Below are 19,041 nucleotides of genomic sequence, written 5' to 3'. Positions count from 1 at the left end.
CTCAGCCCGAACGGAGGTAATTTCCGTTCGCCCTGAGCCTGTCGAAGGGCCTGCTCGCACGGCACCAAGGCTTCGACAAGCTCAGCCCGAACGGATTTGCTCGGTCCGAACGGATTTGCTCAACCCCACGCCTCCTGCACCGCCGAGCGCACCGCCACCGTCGCCGGCGACAAGCGGCTCTCCGGCAGCGATGCGAAGCAGATCCAGGTGTGCGCCCGCCAGTGCTTCCAGATGCGAAGCTCGCCCTGGCGCTCGGCCTGCTCGGCCTGGTCCAGCCGCACGACGCCGATGCCCATGCCGCTGGCCACCATGCTGCGCACCACGCCTTCGGTGCTGGCCGAGGCACCCTCCTCCCGGTAGTCGCGCCCACCGGCCGCGAACAGCGCATCGATGTGGGTGCGCAGCACGCAGCCGGCCGGCGTGCCGATCCATGGCTGCGTCATCAGGTCGGCCAGCGACGGTTCCGGATGGGCCTCGGCAAACGCATTCGGCAGCGCGACCACCAGGTCGACCGTCGCCAGCCGCTGCACCTGCACGCCCGGCACGTCTTCGTGGTCCGTCATCACATAGGCGCAGTCCAGCTCACCCCTCTGCAGCGCCAGCAGCATCTCCGACGACAAGCCCTGCTGCAGCTGCAGCGTGACCTGCGGGTTGCGCTGTGCCAGCTTCAGCAGCGCATCGCCCAGCCGCAACGCGATCGGGTCACTGACGGTGCCGAAGCGCACCACGCCCTGCGCCGCGCCGCGCAGTTGTGCGGCGGCCGAGCGCAGCCGCCCGGCCGAGGCCAGCGTGCGCTCGGCATCGTCGAGCAGTCGGCGCCCTTCTTCGGTCAGGCCCATGCCGCGCGGCGTGCGGTCGAACAGCCGCACGCCGAGCTCGTCCTCCAGCGCCTTGATCTGCGCGCTGACGGCCGGCGGGCTGGTGAACACGCGCTCGGCGGCGCGCGTCAGGTTGCCCTCCTGGGCGACCGCGACGAAGGTCTTCAGTTGATACAGCTCCATGGCAGCGGATTGTGGACACCGGCCGCGCCGCTGTCAGTTCGCATTTCCTGAGGGCCCGGTCCGAATTGGCGAATGGCCTTGCAGCCCGCCGTTGCCGAGACTGCTTCCATCGCATTCGATCCCGTGGAGCCCGCCATGACCCTTCCTCGTTCTCCTGCCATCGGCATGGCCGGGCTGCTGCTCGCGACCACCGCCTGGGGCAGCCTGTTCCTCGCCAGCAAGCCGGTGCTGCCGCACGTCGACCCGGTGTGGTTCACGCTGCTGCGCTACAGCATCGCGACGCTCGGCTTCATGCTGGTGCTGCGGCTGCGCGGGCCGATCCCGTGGGGCGCGCTGCGGCAGCACGGCCGGCGCCTGGCCGGACTCGGCTTCATCGGCTATGGCGTGTTCAGCGCGATGGTGCTGGTGGGCCTCGCGCATTCGGTGCCGTCGCATGGCGCGGTGATCATGGCGACGATGCCGATCACGACGCAGCTGGTGCGCTGGGCGCTCGACGGCCAGCGGCCGAGCCGCAGCGCGATCGCCAGCACGCTGCTGGCGCTGGTCGGCGTGGTGATGGTGTCGGGCGCGCTGGCGCATCGCGCCGCCGGCGCGCAGGCCTCGACGCTGGTCGGCGACCTGACGGCGTTGGCCGGCACGCTCGGCTGGATCGCCTACACGCGCGGCGCGGCGCGGCTGCCCGAGCTCGACGTGATCAGCTTCAGCGCGTTGAGCGCACTCGCCTCGTGGCCGCTGCTGCTCATCGCGACGCTGCTGCTCGCCGCCTTCGGCCTGGCGCCCGTTCCGGCCGCCGATGCCGCGTGGCATGCGTGGCCGGCGCTCGTCTACATCGGCCTCGTGCCGACGGTGTTCGGGGTGCTGGCGTACAACTTCGGCGTCAGGACGCTGGGCGTCGTGACCAGCACCGCGTTCCTGAACTTCGTTCCGGTCTCGGTGCTGCTGATCGGTGCCGCGATGGGCTCACGCCCGGCGCTGCATGAGCTGGCCGGGGTGATGCTGGTGGTGTCGGGTTTGCTGGTCCACACGCTGTCACAGCGTGCGGCCAGCAAGTTGGATGGCGGGAAGGCCGCTCAGCGGCCGGTGCCGGCCGGCGACATCGACAGGAACGCGCTGGTGTGCAGGTCGCCCCGGCCGCAGCGGCTGTTGTCGATCGCGCGCATGCGGCGCTCGAGTTCGTAGATGTCGTGGGATTCGGCCAGGTAGGCCTCGTCGTAGCCGCCTCGGGCCTGGGTTCCGCCGGCAAATGCGTTGCGCATGGCGCTGGCGATGGCATTGATGAAGTTCATGTTCTATCTCGGTCCGTCTTGTGGTCGGTTTTTTCTCAGTCGGTGCATCCGTCGTGCGGGTTAACACCTAGATCTCAGTGTAAACCCTGACGCATGTCCTGTCCGTGACGGAAACCGCTGACCCCCTGTGAATCAGGGGCCTCTCAAGCCGCCGAGCAACGGATACGCCGCGGTGCCGGCCGGCGGACCGCCGCGCCGCAGCTGTTCCAGCCGGCGCGTCATGCCGTCGATCTCGATGGTCTGGCCGGCGATGATCTCCTCGGCCAGTTGACGGGTCGCCGGATCGCGGCCGTGCTGCAACACCAGCCGCGCCATGTCGACCGCACCGGCGTGGTGCGGAATCATCATCGCGAGGAAGTCGACGTCAGCGTCGCCGGTGTAGCCCGGGCCGTGCATGCCGCTCATCATCCGCGCCATCGACTCGTCCATGTCGTCGCGAAAGCTCAGCGGCTCGCTCATGCCGTCTGCCCCTTCTCGCCGACCCGCACGTAGACGAGGTTGATGCTCTTCTTGTTGCGCAGCGCACCCGACGGCAACGCCAGGTTGCCGAGCGGGATCTGCGCGAGGAACACCGGCGCGAACGGGTCGCTCACGTCGAAGGCGCTGCACACCGTCTGGCCGGCGCCCGGTGTCGCGGGCAGTTCATCCTGCTCATGGGCGACGTACAGCAGCGTGTTCTCCGGGTTGGTCCACAGCCCGTGCGCCTCGCGGCCGTGCGAGAAGAAGCTGCCGACCATGCGGCGCCGCCCCGGCGGCGCGGCGCGGTCGACGATCGCGATGCGGCTGGATGCCACGCCGTCGGGTCCGCCGTCGTCGACCCGCGCGAGGCTCGCGTACACGACGCTGCCGCGCGCATTGCGGACGAACTCGACGTGGTTGGGCCGCGCGTTCGCGCCGAGCGGTACCAGGTCGCTCAGGTCGAAGGCGCCGTGCGTCGAGCGGCACGAGATCGCATCGGCCAGCTTGTGCGAGAGCCACAACTCATTGCCGTCGGCGGTCGTCTTGATGAAGGGCGTGAAGCCGAACGGGTCCTGCGCGGCGATGGCTAGCGTCTTGACGCGCTGCGGCCGCGAATGGCCCGAGGCATCGGCATTCACGCGGAACACGTCGAGCTGCGGCGTCTTCTGGCTCGCGACGAAGGCCCATTGCCCGTCGATCGAGAACCAGGCCTGCGACGGTCCGTTCAGCGTCGCCAGCGTGCCGCGGATCGCCGGCGCGCTGCCGCCTTCGAGCTGGCGGCGCGCCAGCTCGACGTCGAGGATCGCGATGCGGTTCTCGCCGCGGATCGTCACCCACAGCTCGCGGCCGTTGCGTGTGAAGCTCGGCTCGTGCGGCTCGCGCCCCAGCAGCAGGCCGCCGGACACGCGCTCGGCGTTCGTCGTCGGGCCGGCCGCCGGGTTCGGCAGGTTGCCGATGACGCGGCGCTGCGCCGCATCGATCAGGTAGACGTTGCTGGAGCCGCGGCCGGTCGTCGCGAGCAGCCGCCCGTCGGGCGACGGCACCGCGCCGTGGGCATCGATGCAGCCGTGGTACAGCGGCTTGTGGATCATCGCCGCATGGGTCGGCGCGACGCCGGCGGTGACGTAGCGGAACGGCGGGCGCGGGTCCTCGTCGAAGCTGGTCAGGTTGATCGTCGACTCGACGGTGTTGCTGCGCGGGTCGATCACGACCAGCGTGTTCGAGTCTTCGTTGGTGATGAAGACGCGGTCGCGCGGGTCGATGCCGGCGGGGGGTGGTGTGTTGCCTTGTGCGCTGTCTTGCGCCATCGCGGGCCAGGCGGCCGATGCCGAGCCGGCCGCGGCCAGCTTCAGGAGGTCTCTGCGTTGCATGGGAGTGTCGGGATCCGGAAAGAAGGGACCTCTGCACTGACGGATCGCGATTCCGATTTATTCCGCCGATCCGCGAAAATGATCCGATGAAGACACTGCCCTGCCGCCGGATCGCCGGCCTGCTGTTCACGCTGCTCGCTGCGGCCGATGCCATGGCCCAGGCGCCCGAGCGCTACCGGGGCCTGTGCGACGCGTCGGCCGCTGTCGCGCTCGATGCCCGGCACTTCGTCGTCGCCGATGACGAACACAACACCTTGCAGGTTTTCCGCCGCGATGCGCCGGACGCCGTCGGGCGCGTCGATCTCGACCGCTTCCTCGGCACCGAGGCCGGCCGCGAATCCGACATCGAGGGCGCGGCCGAGAGCGGCGGCGTCATCTACTGGATCGCCTCGCACGGCCGCAACAGCGCCGGCAAGAAGCGCGATGAGCGGCACCGGCTGTTCGCGACCGAGCGCGTGCCCGGGGCGGCGCCGCCTTCGCTGCGCCCGGTCGGCACGCCGTACACGCGCCTGCTTGACGACCTGCTCGATGCGCCGCAGCTGAAGGGCTACCACCTGAAGGACGCGTCGAAGCTGCCGCCCGAGGCGCCGGGCGGGCTCAACATCGAAGGCCTGGCCGCCACACCCGCAGGCGCGTTGCTGGTGGGACTGCGCAACCCGCTGCCGCGTGGGCGGGCGCTCGTCGTGGCGATCGACAACCCGGCGCAGGTCGTGCGCGGTCAGCGCGCGAAGATCGGCAGCGTCTTCGAGCTGCCGCTCGGCGGGCGCGGCATCCGCAGTCTCGAACGCGTCGGCAACGGCTACCTCGTCGTCGCCGGGCCGCCGGCCGATGACGGCAGCTTTGCGCTGTACCGCTGGTCGGGCACGGCGGGCGCGGCACCAGTGCCGGTGCCGTCCGTCGCGTTCGGCAGCCTGCGGCCCGAGGCGCTGTTCGCGTGGCCGGAATCGGGCGAGGTGCAGCTGCTGAGCGACGACGGCGGCGTGCGCATCGGCGGCGAGGAATGCAAGGCGCTGCCAGCGTCGCAGCGCGTGTTCCGCAGCCTGGTCGTCAGGCCCTGAGCCTCACCGGGCCCGCGTCACCGCCCAGACGCCCTGCACCACCTGCGCCATGCGGCGGTAGTCGAGCTTCTCCCAGCTGTCGCCCGGCTGGTGGTAGTGGCGGTTCCGCAGGAAGGCGGTGTCGGTGATCATCAGCGCCGGCATGCCGAGCGCCCAATAGCTCAGGTGGTCGGAGAAGTCGATGCCTTCGAGGGCGGTCGGCGCATTGATCGATTGCACGCGCAGGCTGGTGGCGCCGGCCATCACGGCCTTCACCTGGCGCGTCAGGCCGAAGCGTTCGAGCCGGCCGACCACCGCGATGAAGTCGCCCCGGTCACCGTACAGCCGCGACATGCCAGCCACCGGGTAGCGCTGCGAGCCGGGCTCGTTGGAGAACGTGCCGATCATCTCCAGCGCCAGCATCAGGCGCGGTTCGCGGCCGGTGGCACGCAGCGACTGCGCATGCACGGCGCTGCCCATCTCGGCGCTGCGGAAGGCCGGCGGCTCCTCCAGCGTGTACGCGACCAGTTCGACCGGCCGCGCCGGCGGATCGCGGCCGAGCAGGCGTGCCAGTTCGAGCAGCCCCGCGACGCCACTGGCGTTGTCATCGGCGCCCGGCGTCGGCTCGCCGTCGCCGCCGTCATGCGAGTCGTAATGCGCGCCGATCACCAGCGGCGCACCCTCGGGCGGCCCGAAGCGGGCCACCAGGTTGCGGTGGCGGGCTGTTCCCACGCTGAAGGCCTGCACGCTCACCGCGGCGCCGGATTCGCGCAGCACAGCGGCCACGTAGTCCGCGGCGGCATCGAGTTGCCCGGACGGGCCGGCCGCGCGCGGGTGCAGGTCGACCGAGAGATGCCTCACGTGCGCCTTCAGTCGCTCCGCGTCGACCGCGGGCGGGCGCGTCACGATGGGCGTCACGCCAGGTTGCGTGACGGCGATCCATGCCACGAGCAGCATCACGAGCGTTGATGCGAACAGGCCGGTGCTCGCGATCTGTAGCCATCTCTTCATGCGGGATCCTTGAGGGGGTCGATGCCCGCATGCTGACCGCGACAGCCCGACCCGGGGGCCTGCATCCGACGACCGACCGGTTCGATGCCGTGAACCTCAGGCCGGCAGCGACCGGCCGCCCACCGCACGCCGGAACCGCCCCGGCGTCATCCCCGCATGCCGCGTGAACGCGCGATTGAACGCTGCCTCGGACCGATACCCCACCGCCTCGCCGACCGACGCGCTGTCCTGCCCGCCCTGCGCCAGCAGGCGCGACGCGAGTTCCATGCGCAGCGTCGTCAGCAGCTCGATCGGGCCACACCCTGCGGCCTGCTGGAACTGCCGCGCGAAGGTCGCGCGCGACAGGTGGCAGCAGCGCGCCATCTCGTCGACCGTCCACGGCCGCTGCGGCTCGGCCAGCATCGCCTGCAGCGCCGGCGCCAGCCGCTCTTGCACCATCAGGCCGAGCACGCCGTGCTGCTGCGGCTGCTGCGTCAGGTGCGCGCGCAGCGTCAACGTGAACAGCGTGCCGCACAGCCCGGCCACGATGGCCGCCGCGCCCGGCTGCTGCTGCTCGATCTCGTGCGCCATCATGCCGACCAGCCCGCGCAGCCAGGCCGCGCCCGGTGTCGCATCGAAGGGCACGACGATGTGCGCCGGCAGCGCATCGAGCACGCTGCTGCGCCGCCGCCCGGCGAACTCGAACTCGCCGCACAGCAGGTCGAGCGCGACGGCAGCATCGGGCCGGGCGAGGTTCGTCTTCAGCGGCAGCACCTGGCCGTCGTCGGTGCGGATCGCCGGGCCGCGCCGCGCGGACACCCCGCGCACCACATGCGCATCGCCGTGCGGCAGCACCAGCAGGCTGCCTTGCCGCAGCGCGATCGCCCGCCGCTGTGCCGGCAGCCACACCTCGCACTCGCCCGCCAGCGCCACATGGAACGGCGCCCGCCACGGCCCGACCCCCTGATGCGGCACCGAGAAGCCGGGGCCGAACAGGCAGCGCAGGTCCATGCGACCGCGCAGGTCCAGCGTGGCGACCAACTGGCTCAAGGCATCCATCGGCAGGCTCCCGGTTGAGACGATGGAGCAATTATCCGAGACCGGCCGGCATTCACCATCGCAGCGGGCGGGCCTACAGTCGGCCATCGACACACCGTCGTTGCCCTGGAGCCGGCCGTGAACCTGCAAGCCCTCTCGAAACCTTCCCCGATCCCCGTCTCGTTCTTCAGCATCGCGGTCGGGCTGCTCGCACTCGGCACCGCCTGGCGTGTCGCGGTCGGGCTGTGGGCGCTGCCGGCCTGGCTGGCCTCGGTGGTCACCGCGGCCGGCGTCGTCGCCTGGCTCGTGCTGCTGGCGCTGTATGCGCTGAAGTGGATGTTCCACCGCGCCGCGGCGCGGGCCGAACTGCAGCATCCGGTGCAGTCGTCGTTCCTCGCGCTGGTGCCGGTCTCCAGCCTGCTCGCCGCGGTCGCGCTGCAGCCGGTCGCGCGGCCGCTGGCGTTCGCGGTGTTCATCGTCGCGATGGTCGCGTCGATCGCCATCGGCGCGTGGCTGTACGGCCGCGTCTGGCAAGGCGGGTTGACGCCGGAGCTCGTCACGCCGGCCCTCTACCTGCCGGTGGTGGCCCAGAACTTCGTCGCCGCGCTCGCGTCCGCCAGCTTCGGCTGGCCGCAGGTGGGCCTGTGGTTCTTCGGCGCCGGGCTGCTGGCGTGGCTCGCGATCGAGTCGACGATCCTGAACCGCCTCGGCACGCGCGGTGCGCTGCCGCCGGCCTTGCGGCCGCTGCTGGGCGTCCAGCTCGCGCCGCCGGTGGTCGGCGGCGTCGCATGGATGGCGCTCGGCCACGAGTCGCCCGACCTGGTCGGCCAGGCGCTGCTGGGTTACGGGCTGTACCAGGCGTTGCTGCTGGCCCGCTTGCTGCCGTGGATCCGCGCGCAAGGTTTTGCGGTGTCGTACTGGGGCTTCAGCTTCGGCGTGGCCGCGTTGCCGACGCTCGCGATGCGCCTGGCGGCACACGGCAACCCTGGGGGAAACAGCGCCGTGCAATGGCTCGCGCCGATCGCGTTCGCGCTGGCCAACCTGATCGTGCTGGCGCTCGTGGTCGGCACGCTGCGCCTGCTGATCCATCCCACCCATCCGGGGGTGTCCCAGCCTGTCTGACGCCGCGGGGTGACTTTGGTCGAGCGCTGCGGCGCGGCACGGCCGCAATAATGGGCCGATGCCCGCACGACGAGATCCTGCCCGCCCGCCGCGACGGCCGATGGCCGCCCACCGGGCCGGCATCGGCCTGCTGGTGCTGGCGGGCCTGTTCGCCGGTTGCGGGCCGGCCCATTCCAACGACGGCGGTAACGGCATGATCTTCGGCCTGTTCAAGAGCAAGTTCACGACGAGCGTCAGCCCGCAGGTGGGCGCTTCGCTGGTGCGCGAAGCGGCGTGGCCCGCGGCGCTGCCGGCGCCCCCGGCGGCGTCGTACCCGCCGGTCCGCAACGTCAGCATCGAGGGCGGCCTGCCGCCTGCCGGCACGCTCGCGGCGACACGCGCCGAGCACCCGGCCGCCGAGGCCTTCGTGATCGACGCGCTGGCCGTCGTCAACACCTACGAGCCCGAGCGCCGCACGCAACTGTGGCAGCTCGATGCCCGCGACGCGCGCCGCTTCGACAAGCAGCGGGCGGCCCCCTTCGACCCGGCCCAGGCCAAGTGGCTGATGTACAGCGCCGAATCGGTGCTCGCGCTGCCCGGCCGCCAGGTGCTGATCCAGCTGAAGTACCACCGGCCGCATGCCACCGACGGCCTGTTCGTCTACGACGTTGAGTCCGACCGCATGCGCAGCCTCGGCAACGTCGAGCCCGACTGGTCGCGCGGCCTGCCCTTCAGGTTCGTCGACAGCCTGCAGCTGCGCCCCGATGCCGTGCTGGTGCGCTACCAGACCGACAAGGAACGGCTCGGCCCGCAGCGCTACGTGAACCACTTCGAACACCTGGTGCTGTTCTCGCCGCGCCACCGCGAGGGGCTCGAGCTGGTGAAGCTCGGCCTCGACGACGGCAGCGTCCGCCGCTGGGGACTCTCAGGCAGCAAGCTCTGGTTGCAGACCGTCGACGAGCGGGCGGCGCCGCCGCGCGAGGCCGTCTGGTCGCTGGACCTCGCCCGCGTGCTCTGACGGGCACCGATTCACCGCAGGCTTCATCGCAGGCTTTACCGCAGGGAGGCGGCTCGTACCGCGAACATCATGTCGACACCGATCAACGAATACCTGACGCCGCAAGAGGCGTCGTACATCGCGCACAACTCGTACTTCACGCTGAAGGACTGGATCAGCGGCCAGCCGACCATCGGCATGGAGACGCGCGCCAACGTGCGCAAGATGGTCACCGGCGACGGGTTGGGCGCCGCGGCGCAAGCGGGCGGCACCAACACCTCGCTGAAGACCACCGAGCTCGGCGGCGCGAAGCTCGACCGCGTGTTCGCCGGATCGACCGCCGGCGTCACCACCGGCTTCGGCTACGTGCTGAGCTTCAACCGTGCCGGCAGCAAGCAGGTCGTCATCGCGACGCGCGGCACCCGGGCCGAGCACTCCAAGGCCGACCTGCTCACCGACCTGCGCGCCTCGATGACCGGCTTCGGCGATTTCGGGCTGGTGCACCAGGGCTTTCGCAACACCTTCGACAGCGTGAAGATCGGCCTCACGCGCGACGACACCCGGATCATGGACGCCGACGTGGTGCACTGCGTCGGCCACAGCCTGGGCGGCGCGGTCGCGACGCTGGTGGCGGCGCATTTCTCGTCGCGCGGCAAGGCGGTGAAGCTCTACACCTTCGGCTGCCCGCGTGTCGGCGCGCTGGGGGCGCAGGGGGCGATGGAGCAATCGCTCGGCAAGCACAACATCTTCCGCGTCTCGCACGACCTCGACCCGGTGACGATGGTGGGCCCCTACCCCTACGGCCACCTGAACGGCCAGCCGGAAGACCCGAACAACATGATGCTGGTGTCGCCCACCGGCCAGCTGCTGAGCGTCGCCAACCACGACATGACCGAGTACGTGCGAAGCGTCGGCGGCCTCGAGATGAACTGGCAGGCGGTGCGGGCACTCGGCGGCGCGGTCGAGCGCGACAACGCGGTGCTGGCGCGCTGGCTGCTGCGCAGCTCCGACAACCCCGGCTGGCTGACGCAGACCGCCGCGCAGGGCCTGAGCTACCTGATGAAGGCCTTCTCGCACCTGCTGCGGCAGCTCGGCTTCGTGACGATCTCGGGCCTCACCGGCATCGACCTGTTCTGCGTGGTGCTGGCGTCCAACATGACCAAGATCGCCGAGATGAACGCGCAGCTGATGGAGTGCATCCTGCAGGCCGCCCGCTGGGCGCGCGTGGTCGTCACCAGCGCGGCGCAGCTCACCGCGACGGTGATCCGCGCGATCCTGAACGCGATGTTCAGCGTGCTGCGCCCGATCGCGGTGAACGCGCTGCAGACCGTCGGCCGCGGCACGCCGCTGCCGCTGCTGCTGGGTGGCGCGTCGGCACTGGCGGGCGCCTTGATCGGCTGAAGGTCATGGACCGCGACGCCTTCGAGCACCTGTACCTGCACGCCCACACGCTGGCCGAGTTCGGCTTCATGCGGGCGATGGCGGGGCTGGCGAGTGCCGACGTGCCGGCGCTCGCGCCGGAGCAGTTCGCCGCTAACGCGGCCGACGCGCAGCAGATGCTGAACCTCGACGCGGCAGGCTTCGACTGGTCGGCGCTCGACGGTGTGGCCGCCTTCGGCGCGGAGCATGACGCGGCCGATGCGGCACCCGTTGCCCGCTATGACGGCCCGACCTTCACCGAGGCGCTGGCGATGGACGACGAGGTCGGCGGCGATGCGCTGCCCGAGCTCGCGAATTACCTCGAACGTGCGCATGCGGCGCGAACGCTGCTGGCCGGGCGCATCGCGCATTCATGGGCCACCGTGGACGCGCAGGCGCTCGACGACGCGCTGGCCGCGCTGCCGGCCGGCTCGCCGGCGCTCACCGGCCCGTTGAGCGCCGATCAGCTCGCACCCTGGCTGGCGCTCTACGAACAACGCCACCCGGCGCTGGACGCGCTGGTGCAGCAGATCCGCAGGCTCGAACCCTTCTGACGCCGCACTTCGACCCCTGTCGCGCGCTGGTCACACCGCGAGCGTGAAGGAGAAGGTGGCGCCCTCCCCGGGCGCCGCCTCGGCCCAGATGCGGCCGCCGTGGCGTTCGACGATGCGCTTCACGATGGACAGGCCGACGCCGTTGCCCTCGAACTGGTCGGCCCGGTGCAGGCGCCGGAACGGCCCGAACAACTGCCCGGCCTGCGCGATGTCGAAGCCGGTGCCGTTGTCGCGCACCCGGTAGACCGTGGCACCGTGCTCGTCGGCCTGCGCATCGATTTCGATGCGGGCCCGGTCGCGCAGCCGCGTGAACTTGAACGCGTTCGACAGCAGGTTGACGAGCACCTGGCGCAGCAGGCCGGCATCGCCGCGGGCGGGCGGCAGCTCGCCGATCCGCAATTCGATCTGGCGCTGCGGCTGGTCGGCGCGCAATTCGTCGATCACGTTGTGCACCAGCTGCGCCATGTCGACCGGCAACGGCTCGATGGCGCCGTGCCCGAAGCTCGACAGCCGCAGCAGGTCGTCGACCAGGTGCTGCATGCGGTCGACGCTGATGCCCATCGCGCGCATCAGGCGCTGCGTTTCTTCCGGCAGCCCCGGGCCATGCCGCTCCAGCAGCAGCTTCGACAGGCCTCCCAGCGAGCGCAGCGGCGCGCGCAGGTCGTGCGACACCGAATGGTTGAAGGCGGCCAGCTCGCCGTTCGCCGCCGCCAGGTCGCGGTTGGCGGTCTCCAGCGCGGCGGCATGCTCTCGCAGGCTGCGCTGCAGCGCGGCATTGGACAGCAGCAGTTCGCGCACCTGCAGGCCGCGCGCGATCGCCGGCAGGATGGCATCGAGCCGGAACGGCTTGACGATGAAGTCGAGCGCGCCCGCCTTCATCGCCTCCACCGCATTGGCGATGCTGGCCTCGCCGGTCATCACGATGCCGACCAGGCAGGGGTCGAACTCGCGCGCCGCGCGCAGCAGGTCGGGCCCCCGCATGCGCGGCAGGTGCAGGTCGACCAGCAGCAGGTCGCAACGCTGGGTCTCCAGGGCCTGCAGCGCCGAGTCGGCATCGCCGAAGCCCTGGGTCTCGAAGCCTTCGATGGCCAGCGTGCTGCACAGCGCCTGCGTCAGCGCGGCTTCATCGTCGACGATGAAGAGGCGGGGCGGCGGCGTGTCGGGTGGATTCATGTCGCTCCTTCGGGCGCGTGCGGCAGCGGGTCCAGCGGGGCGCCCAGGCGGGCCAGCGTGTCGCGCAGGTCGTCGAGCAGCGGCGGCTTGGGCAGCACGGCATCGACGTTCTCTGGCAGCTCGCCGGCCTCCGACAGGCGCTGGCCCCAGCCGGTCAGCAGCACGACCGGCGTGCGCGGCGACCGCGCCTTGATGACCGCCGCCACCCGCCGGCCGTCGACGTGCGGCATGCCCAGGTCGGTGATCACCAGGTCGAAGGGCGGTGCCGCAGCGGCGAAGGCCTCGATGCCGGCCTGTCCGCCATGCGCGGGCGTGACCGCATGGCCGTCGATCTGCAGCAGGTCGCTCAGCGTGCGCAGCACCAGCGGATCGTCGTCGATCACCAGCAGGCGCCGCGGCAGCACCGGCGGCCGCACGCGAAGCTTCACAGCCACGGCCGCGCGGGCAGCGGCCGGCAACGGGAACGACAGCACGAAGCGGCTGCCCTGCCCCGGCGTGCTGTCGATCTGCACCTCGGCATCGTGGCGCTTCGCGGTGCCGTAGACCATGGCCAGGCCGAGGCCGCTGCCGCGCTCGCCCTTGGTCGTGAAGAAGGGTTCGAGGCAGCGGCGCCGCGTCTCGTCGTCCATGCCGATGCCGGTGTCGACCACCTCGAGCCGCACCGGGCGCGCGCCGTCGGCGGCGAGCCTGGTGCGCAGCGTCAGGTCGCCGCCCTGCGGCATCGCATCGACCGCGTTGAACACCAGGTTCACCAGCGCCTCGCGGATCTCGCTCTCGATGCCCATCACGTCCGGCAGCACCGGCGCGGCGTCGACCTGCAGCCGGATCACGACGCCGCGCTGCAGCGCCATGTCGCTCCAGCGTGCGCGCGTCATCTCGGCCGCCTGCTGCGCCACCGCGTTCAGCGACATCGGCTGCAGCACGGCCTGCGCCTCGCGGCGGCGCGAGAACTCGTTCATGCGGCCGACGGTGGCGGCCACGTCGTCGATCGCGCGCTGGATGTTCTCGAGCTGCAGGCGCGCGCGCGGGCTGAGGCCGGGCTCGCGCTCGAGCAGCGACTGCGTGTACAGCGACGCCGGCGACAAGGCGTTGTTGATGTCATGCGCGACGCCGCTGGCCATCTGGCCCAGCGCGCGCAGCCGCTCCTGCTGCAGCGAGGCCTGCTGCGTCTGCTGGAGTTCCTCGTAGGCCAGGCGCAGCTCGGCATGCAGGCGCGCCTGCTGCGCCGCCAGCGCGACGTGGGCGGTCAGCTGGCGCAGGAACTCGCACTCGACGCTGCTGAACGATTCGCGCGACGCCCGCGCCGCCACCAGCACGCCGAACACGCCGGACTCGGCCTGCAGCGGCGCCACCACCATGGCGTGCAGGCCGCCGCGCGCCAACCGGCGCGGGAACGGCGCATCGACCGCGGCGAGGTCGGGTTCGTAGACCAGCTGGCCGCGCACACAACGCGCCAGGCCGTTCGCATCGATCTGGAAGCTGGCGTTCTCCTGCAACGCGATCTCCATCGCCAGCGCGGCGCTGTGCACACCGACGCGGACCACGGTGAGCGTCTGCGTCGGCGCGTCGTAGTTGCACAGGCAGCTGAAGTCGAGCGGCATGCGCTCTTCGAGGCTGCGCACCACCACCTGGTAGATGCTCTGCAGGTCCTGCCGCTCGCCGATGGCGCGGGTGATCTGGTCGAGCAGGCTCAGCCGCTCGAGCTGGGCCTGCAGGCGCCGCTGCACCGCGTTGCGCTCGCCGATGTCGCGCGCGATCTTCGAGGCGCCGACGATGCGGCCCTGCGCGTCGCGGATCGGCGAGATCGTGACCGACACCTCGATCGGCCGGCCGCTCGCGTGGCGGCGCACGGTCTCGAAGTGCTCGACGCTCTCGCCGCGCAGGATGCGGGCGATGATCTGCCGCTCCTCGTCCAGGCGATCGGGCGGCATCAGCCGCTGGATCGGCTGGCCGACCATCTCGTCGGCGCGGTAGCCGAACAGGCGCTCGGCGCCGGTGTTCCAGCTGGTGACGATGCCGTCCAGCGTCTTGCCGACGATGGCGTCGTCGGTTCCGTCGACGATGGCGGCCAGCCGCAGCCGCAGCGCGTCGAGGCGCTCGCGCTCGAGCACCTGCTCGTGCAGCTCGGCCGTGGTGCGCTCCAGCTGCGCGGTGCGGTCCGCGACGCGCTGCTCGAGCTCATCGTGCGAATGCTGCAGCGCGGCGGCCTGGGTCTCGATGCGCTGCGCCATCGCATTGAACGATTCGCCCAGCTCGCCGAGCTCGTCGTTGCGCCCCCCCACGACCCGCGCCTGCGCATCGCCCGCGGCCAGCCGGCGCGTCGCGTCGGTGAGGTCGCGGATCGGGCGGGCCAGGCGGGACGCGAACCACAGCCCGGCCAGCAGCGCGCCCGCCAGGATCGGCGTCGCCAGCATCCATTGGGCGCGGCGCGCCTGCGCGATGCGCGCATCGAGCACCGCCTGCGGCACCATGTAGAACGCGGTCCACGGCACCGTCTCGAGCCGCCGGGCCACCCCGTAGTTGCGCGCCTCGTTGACCGGCGCGAACCCCTCGAACATGGCCGTGTCGGGCGCCGCGGCCCGCGCGCGCTCGAACTGCTGCGGAAACGGCCGCACGTCGGCGAGCAGCTCGCGCGTGCGCGGCCCGAAGCGGCGTTCGGCCACCATGCGCTCGATGGTGGCGGGCTCCAGGGCACCCGCCGGATGGAACACGATGTCCTGCGTGTACGAATGGGCGATGCGAACGCCGTCGCGATCGAACATCACCGCGAAGCTGCCCTGGCCGGCCAGGTGGTTGGACGCGGCGACCCGGTCCCACAGGGCGGCGGCCCGCACCGCGAGCAGGGCCACGCAGTTGCTGCCGCCCGGCGGCCCCGCAACCGGCACGGCATAGGCAATGTTGGGGATGCCGTCGGGTTGCGCCAGCGAGACATACACCTCGGAGATCACGCTGCGGCCCGCCAGCGCTTCACGCACGTGGGGGCGGAAGGACAGGTCGGTGCCGTTGATCGATGGCCGCGTGGCGGCGAGCACCACGCCGTGCGCATCGATCACGGCCACGGCGCCGATGGCCGGATCGCTGGCCGGAAACGCCGCGAGCAGGCCGGCGATCTCGGTGCGCCGCGCGGCGAGTTCGGCCGGCCCGGCAGCGCACAGCGCGAGCGTCGGCGGGAACTGCGCCAGGCGCTGCACCGAGCGCTGGTGCCCGCGGTGGAAACTGTCGAGGTCGCGCACCAGCTCGGCGGCACGCGCCTGCAGCAGGTCGGCGGTGGCGTCGCGCAGCTGCGCCTCGGTGCGGTTCAGCTCGATCACGGCGGCCAGCGCCAGCGGCAGCATCGCCACGCCGATCAGCAGGGCCGCCATGCGGCTGCGCAGTGTCCAGCGCGGCGCACCGCCCGCGGGTCTGCCTTCAGGTACTGCCTTCGGATACACCGGTGCTGCCATCGGGGCCCCTCCGTGCCGGGACCGATGGTGAGCCGAAGCGGCGGCCCTGGCAAGACGGGTGAAGCCCGCCCCGCGGCCCGGTCAGTACATGTCGCCGCCCCCGCCGCCGCTGCCCGGCGCGAGGTTCTCGAACTTGGTGAGCGGCTTCAGGAACGCGAGCTTCACCGTCCCGGTCGGGCCGTTCCGTTGCTTGCCGATGATGATCTCGGCGACGCCCGGTTCCTTGCTCTCGTCCTTGGTGTAGTAGTCGTCGCGGTAGATGAACATGATGACGTCTGCATCCTGCTCGATCGCGCCCGATTCACGAAGGTCGCTCATCATCGGCCGCTTGTCGGTGCGGGTCTCGACGCTTCGGTTCAGCTGCGACAGCGCGATCACCGGGCACTTCAGTTCCTTGGCCAGCGATTTCAACCCGCGCGAGATCTCGCCGATCACGGTGGCGCGGTTTTCTTCGCTGCCGCCGCCGCTGCCGCTCATCAGCTGCAGGTAGTCGACGACGATCAGGCCAAGCTGCCCGCACTGGCGCGCCTGGCGCCGCGCACGGGCACGCAACTCGCTCGGCGACAGCGCAGAGCCTTCGTCGATGAAGACCGCTGCCTTGCCGAGCTTCTCGACCGCCTCGGACAGGCGGCCCCATTCGTCATCGCGCAGCTTGCCGGTGCGCAGGTTGCTCTGGTCGATGCGGCCGAGCGAGCCGACCATCCGCAATGCGAGCTGCGCCGCGCCCATTTCCATCGAGAACACGACGACCGGAAGGCCTTCGTTCACCGCGACGTTTTCGGCGATGTTCAGGGCGAAGGCGGTGTTGTGGGTGACGACGTCCTCGTTCGTCACGTACAGCCGCTGCGGATGCGACACCGAGATGCATTGGCACGGCGCATGGCGCGACGCCTCGATCGCGCTGATCGTCAGCCGCTTCTGGCGCTGCCAGCGCTCGGGCGCGCGCAGCTGCTTCTGAGACAGCAGGAACAGCGAGCGCGGCTCGGGGTGCGAGACGTGGCAGACGTAGGCCGGCAGGCCCGGCATCCGGATCCCGGCGACGTTGGTGAAGTGCGGCGCCTTCTCGCTGATCGAGCACCAGCCGCCGAGCGAGCGGACCAGCGCGGCGACATCGTCCGCCAGGCGGCGGCTCGAGGTGCAGAAGCGCACGCTGCCCCAGCGCTCGACCCAGCCGTCGGTGTCGAGCAGGCCGCGCAGCAGGTCGAGCCGGCGCTCGCGGCTGGCCGTGAGGTAGGACTCGGGAATGAACTTCTGGTCGCTCGACAGGCCCGACAAGCCGAGCGCTTCGAGCGCCACGCGCAGCGGGTTGGGTTGCGAGCCCATCAGGCCGCGCACGCGGCCACGGTCGCGGCGGACGATGCGGTAGTCGTAGCGGCCAGCGTGCGTGACTTCCATGCCGACGCCGGCACGCTCGGCCACGCGCTCGATCATTTCGACGTCGGCGGTCGAGAAGCGGACCGAGCCGGTGCCGGTCAGATTGCCATCGCCGATGAGGGCGCCCAGCAGCCACGGGTCCACCGGCAACGCATCGATGTGCCCGAAGTCACCGGTCGCGCAGTCGATCCACAGGCGGCCTTGATAACGCGCCTTCTGCAGCATCACCCGCAGTTCGCCGGTGCTCAGCACGCGCGGCTCTTTCCAGCCGCGGAAATGCACGCGCCACAGGTGCTCGTCGCAACACTCCGCCGAGCGCCCGTCCGAGAAGCGGATGCGCCAGACCTCTTTCTCGCCCTGCGGGAACACGCCGGTGACGATCGACGGCCGGCCGTCGACCGACGCCACCGCATCGCCGACCTCGAGCTCGCCCATGCGCTTCCAGCCGGACAGCGTGCGCACCCGCGCATCGAGCGGCTGCGCCTTGCCCATCGACGGGCGCGCAGCCAGCACGATCAGGTCGCCCGGCTGCAGCCCGGCGGTCATGCGGTCCATGTCGAAGAAGCCGGTGCGCACGCCGGTCACTTCCTCGGCGCCGTTCTCGTGCAGCTCGTTGACGCGGTCGATCAGCTGCACCACCAGCGTGTCCATGCTGATGAAGCCCTGCCGCGAGCGCGAGCCCTCTTCGCCGATCTTGAAGATCTTGCTTTCGGATTCGTCGAGGATCTGCGAGACCGGCCGGCCCTGCGGGTTGAAGGCCGCGGTCGCGATCTCGTCGCTGACGGCCACCAGCTTGCGCAGCACCGCGCGCTCGCGGACGATCTCGGCATAGCGGCGCAGGTTGGCCGCGCTCGGCACGCTCTGCGCGAGCGCGTTCAGGTAGGTCAGGCCGCCACAGTCGGCCGCCTTGCCCAGGCCTTGCAGCTGCTCGAAGACGGTGATCACGTCGGCCGGCTTCGAGCCGTTGATCAGTCCGCCGATCGCCGCGTAGATCAGCTTGTGCTCGTAGCGGTAGAAGTCGGTGTCCTGCAGCAGGTCGCCGCAGCGGTCCCAGGCGCTGTTGTCGAGCAGCAGGCCGCCGATGACGCTCTGCTCGGCCTCGATCGAATGCGGTGGCACGCGCAACCGCGCGACCTCGTCGTCACCATGGCCGTGGGCATCCGACCCGAACTGCGGAGGGAGATTGAATACGGTGGACATCGGTCGATCCTAAGCGCTCGGAACGCGGCGGCCTGTGGACAAGGCTGTGGACTTCCGGTGAGGAAGCTGCGGAAAAGATGTAAGGGTCCGCGCCAAAAGAAAAAGGCCGGCGGAGCCGGCCTTTCTGTCGCGGGGAAGCGAAACCTCAGTCGGTTTCGCCCACCACCACCACCTTGACGTCGACGATGACGTCGGTGTGCGGCGCCACCGAGACGACGTGCTCGCCGACCGTCTTCAGCGGACCGTTGGGCAGGCGAACCTGCGCCTTGGCGATCTTGAAGTCGATGCGCGTCAGCGCTTCGGCGATGTCGTTGTTGGTCACCGAGCCGAACAACCGGCCATCCACACCCGCCTTTTGCGTGATGTGAACGGTGCGGCCGCTCATCTTGTCGCCCAGCGCTTGCGCGGTGGCGAGCTTGTCGGCAGCGGCCTTTTCAAGTTCGGCGCGCTTGGCTTCGAATTCCTTGATCGCGACCGGCGTCGCACGGCGTGCGGACTTGGTCGGGATCAGGAAGTTGCGTGCATAACCGTCCTTGACCTTGACGACGTCGCCGAGGTTTCCGAGGTTGCCCACTTTTTCGAGCAGGATCACTTGCATG

15 protein-coding genes and 1 pseudogene are annotated in these 19,041 nt (G+C 70.8%); 6 read left to right on the top strand and 10 right to left on the bottom strand.

The window, feature by feature from the left end; genetic code table 11:
• Positions 1 to 119 precede the first annotated feature (119 nt).
• Positions 120 to 1,001, bottom strand: coding sequence for a LysR family transcriptional regulator (locus BUE42_RS08235; RefSeq protein WP_073464097.1), 882 nt, complete (start codon positions 999 to 1,001; stop codon positions 120 to 122).
• A 135-nt stretch (positions 1,002 to 1,136) separates the two neighbouring features.
• Here BUE42_RS08235 and BUE42_RS08230 point away from each other — a divergent pair, with 135 nt between their 5' ends.
• A complete protein-coding gene (locus BUE42_RS08230; protein ID WP_083613962.1) occupies positions 1,137 to 2,180 on the top strand; it encodes a DMT family transporter in 1,044 nt (347 codons plus the stop codon).
• Positions 2,181 to 2,203: 23 nt separating this feature from the next.
• Here BUE42_RS08230 and BUE42_RS33670 read toward each other — a convergent pair.
• From BUE42_RS33670 to BUE42_RS08215, 3 genes and pseudogenes are all read right to left on the bottom strand, one after another.
• Positions 2,204 to 2,257 (bottom strand): annotated as a pseudogene (locus BUE42_RS33670) (hypothetical protein); the annotation flags it as partial.
• Positions 2,258 to 2,419: 162 nt separating this feature from the next.
• Positions 2,420 to 2,746 (bottom strand): DUF305 domain-containing protein, encoded by a 327-nt coding sequence (locus BUE42_RS08220; protein ID WP_073464094.1) that lies wholly within the window; start codon positions 2,744 to 2,746, stop codon positions 2,420 to 2,422.
• Positions 2,743 to 4,116: a beta-propeller fold lactonase family protein gene (locus tag BUE42_RS08215; RefSeq protein WP_073464093.1), complete on the bottom strand. Its 1,374-nt coding sequence runs from the start codon at positions 4,114 to 4,116 to the stop codon at positions 2,743 to 2,745. The genes BUE42_RS08220 and BUE42_RS08215 overlap by 4 nt, the downstream gene beginning before the upstream one ends.
• Positions 4,117 to 4,202: 86 nt before the next feature.
• On the opposite strand from BUE42_RS08215, the gene BUE42_RS08210 reads away from it, so the two are divergent.
• Positions 4,203 to 5,174: a DUF3616 domain-containing protein gene (locus BUE42_RS08210; RefSeq protein ID WP_083613961.1), complete on the top strand. Its 972-nt coding sequence runs from the start codon at positions 4,203 to 4,205 to the stop codon at positions 5,172 to 5,174.
• 3 nt (positions 5,175 to 5,177) lie between these two features.
• Here BUE42_RS08210 and BUE42_RS08205 read toward each other — a convergent pair whose 3' ends face one another.
• Together BUE42_RS08205 and BUE42_RS08200 are read right to left on the bottom strand one after the other, a co-directional pair.
• Complete coding sequence (locus tag BUE42_RS08205) at positions 5,178 to 6,164, bottom strand: M28 family peptidase (RefSeq protein WP_073464092.1); 987 nt, start codon at positions 6,162 to 6,164, stop codon at positions 5,178 to 5,180.
• A gap of 96 nt (positions 6,165 to 6,260) precedes the next feature.
• Entirely contained in the window at positions 6,261 to 7,202 is a 942-nt protein-coding gene (locus BUE42_RS08200) for an AraC family transcriptional regulator (RefSeq protein WP_073464091.1), read from the bottom strand.
• Positions 7,203 to 7,319: 117 nt separating this feature from the next.
• Here BUE42_RS08200 and tehA point away from each other — a divergent pair, with 117 nt between their 5' ends.
• The 4 genes from tehA (at position 7,320) to BUE42_RS08180 (ending at position 11,252) form a co-directional block, all read left to right on the top strand.
• On the top strand, positions 7,320 to 8,303 hold the full coding sequence (tehA, locus tag BUE42_RS08195; protein WP_235002179.1) for a dicarboxylate transporter/tellurite-resistance protein TehA: 984 nt from the start codon (positions 7,320 to 7,322) through the stop codon (positions 8,301 to 8,303).
• Positions 8,304 to 8,361: 58 nt separating this feature from the next.
• Positions 8,362 to 9,300 (top strand): hypothetical protein, encoded by a 939-nt coding sequence (locus tag BUE42_RS08190; RefSeq protein ID WP_143171369.1) that lies wholly within the window; start codon positions 8,362 to 8,364, stop codon positions 9,298 to 9,300.
• Positions 9,301 to 9,369: 69 nt separating this feature from the next.
• Positions 9,370 to 10,680 (top strand): lipase family protein, encoded by a 1,311-nt coding sequence (locus BUE42_RS08185; RefSeq protein ID WP_073464089.1) that lies wholly within the window; start codon positions 9,370 to 9,372, stop codon positions 10,678 to 10,680.
• Between the two features lie 5 nt (positions 10,681 to 10,685).
• A complete protein-coding gene (locus tag BUE42_RS08180; RefSeq protein ID WP_073464088.1) occupies positions 10,686 to 11,252 on the top strand; it encodes a hypothetical protein in 567 nt (188 codons plus the stop codon).
• Between the two features lie 30 nt (positions 11,253 to 11,282).
• Here BUE42_RS08180 and BUE42_RS08175 read toward each other — a convergent pair whose 3' ends face one another.
• From BUE42_RS08175 to rplI, 4 genes are all read right to left on the bottom strand, one after another.
• Entirely contained in the window at positions 11,283 to 12,425 is a 1,143-nt protein-coding gene (locus tag BUE42_RS08175) for a sensor histidine kinase (protein ID WP_073464087.1), read from the bottom strand.
• Positions 12,422 to 15,868 (bottom strand): PAS domain S-box protein, encoded by a 3,447-nt coding sequence (locus tag BUE42_RS08170; RefSeq protein WP_083613959.1) that lies wholly within the window; start codon positions 15,866 to 15,868, stop codon positions 12,422 to 12,424. Before BUE42_RS08170 ends, BUE42_RS08175 begins: the two co-directional genes overlap by 4 nt.
• Before the next feature lie 81 nt (positions 15,869 to 15,949).
• Complete coding sequence (gene dnaB / locus BUE42_RS08165) at positions 15,950 to 18,442, bottom strand: replicative DNA helicase (RefSeq protein WP_073464085.1); 2,493 nt, start codon at positions 18,440 to 18,442, stop codon at positions 15,950 to 15,952.
• A gap of 145 nt (positions 18,443 to 18,587) precedes the next feature.
• Positions 18,588 to 19,040, bottom strand: coding sequence for a 50S ribosomal protein L9 (rplI, locus tag BUE42_RS08160; RefSeq protein WP_073464084.1), 453 nt, complete (start codon positions 19,038 to 19,040; stop codon positions 18,588 to 18,590).
• Position 19,041: the final 1 nt, after the last annotated feature.

The sequence above is a fragment of the Rhizobacter sp. OV335 genome (assembly GCF_900142965.1).
GTDB lineage: Bacteria > Pseudomonadota > Gammaproteobacteria > Burkholderiales > Burkholderiaceae_C > Rhizobacter.
The sequence above is the reverse complement of the archived record's forward strand: the minus strand, read 5'-3'. Positions and strand labels throughout refer to the sequence as shown.

Coding starts and splice junctions, on each gene's coding strand:
- BUE42_RS08220 (WP_073464094.1), bottom strand. CDS start 2,746: ATGAGCGAGCCGCTGAGCTTTCGCGACGACATGGACGAGTCGATGGCG.
- BUE42_RS08200 (WP_073464091.1), bottom strand. CDS start 7,202: ATGGATGCCTTGAGCCAGTTGGTCGCCACGCTGGACCTGCGCGGTCGC.
- BUE42_RS08215 (WP_073464093.1), bottom strand. CDS start 4,116: ATGCAACGCAGAGACCTCCTGAAGCTGGCCGCGGCCGGCTCGGCATCG.
- rplI (WP_073464084.1), bottom strand. CDS start 19,040: ATGCAAGTGATCCTGCTCGAAAAAGTGGGCAACCTCGGAAACCTCGGC.
- BUE42_RS08175 (WP_073464087.1), bottom strand. CDS start 12,425: ATGAATCCACCCGACACGCCGCCGCCCCGCCTCTTCATCGTCGACGAT.
- BUE42_RS08210 (WP_083613961.1), top strand. CDS start 4,203: ATGAAGACACTGCCCTGCCGCCGGATCGCCGGCCTGCTGTTCACGCTG.
- BUE42_RS08185 (WP_073464089.1), top strand. CDS start 9,370: ATGTCGACACCGATCAACGAATACCTGACGCCGCAAGAGGCGTCGTAC.
- BUE42_RS08190 (WP_143171369.1), top strand. CDS start 8,362: ATGCCCGCACGACGAGATCCTGCCCGCCCGCCGCGACGGCCGATGGCC.
- BUE42_RS08180 (WP_073464088.1), top strand. CDS start 10,686: ATGGACCGCGACGCCTTCGAGCACCTGTACCTGCACGCCCACACGCTG.
- dnaB (WP_073464085.1), bottom strand. CDS start 18,442: ATGTCCACCGTATTCAATCTCCCTCCGCAGTTCGGGTCGGATGCCCAC.
- BUE42_RS08170 (WP_083613959.1), bottom strand. CDS start 15,868: ATGGCAGCACCGGTGTATCCGAAGGCAGTACCTGAAGGCAGACCCGCG.
- BUE42_RS08235 (WP_073464097.1), bottom strand. CDS start 1,001: ATGGAGCTGTATCAACTGAAGACCTTCGTCGCGGTCGCCCAGGAGGGC.
- BUE42_RS08230 (WP_083613962.1), top strand. CDS start 1,137: ATGACCCTTCCTCGTTCTCCTGCCATCGGCATGGCCGGGCTGCTGCTC.
- BUE42_RS08205 (WP_073464092.1), bottom strand. CDS start 6,164: ATGAAGAGATGGCTACAGATCGCGAGCACCGGCCTGTTCGCATCAACG.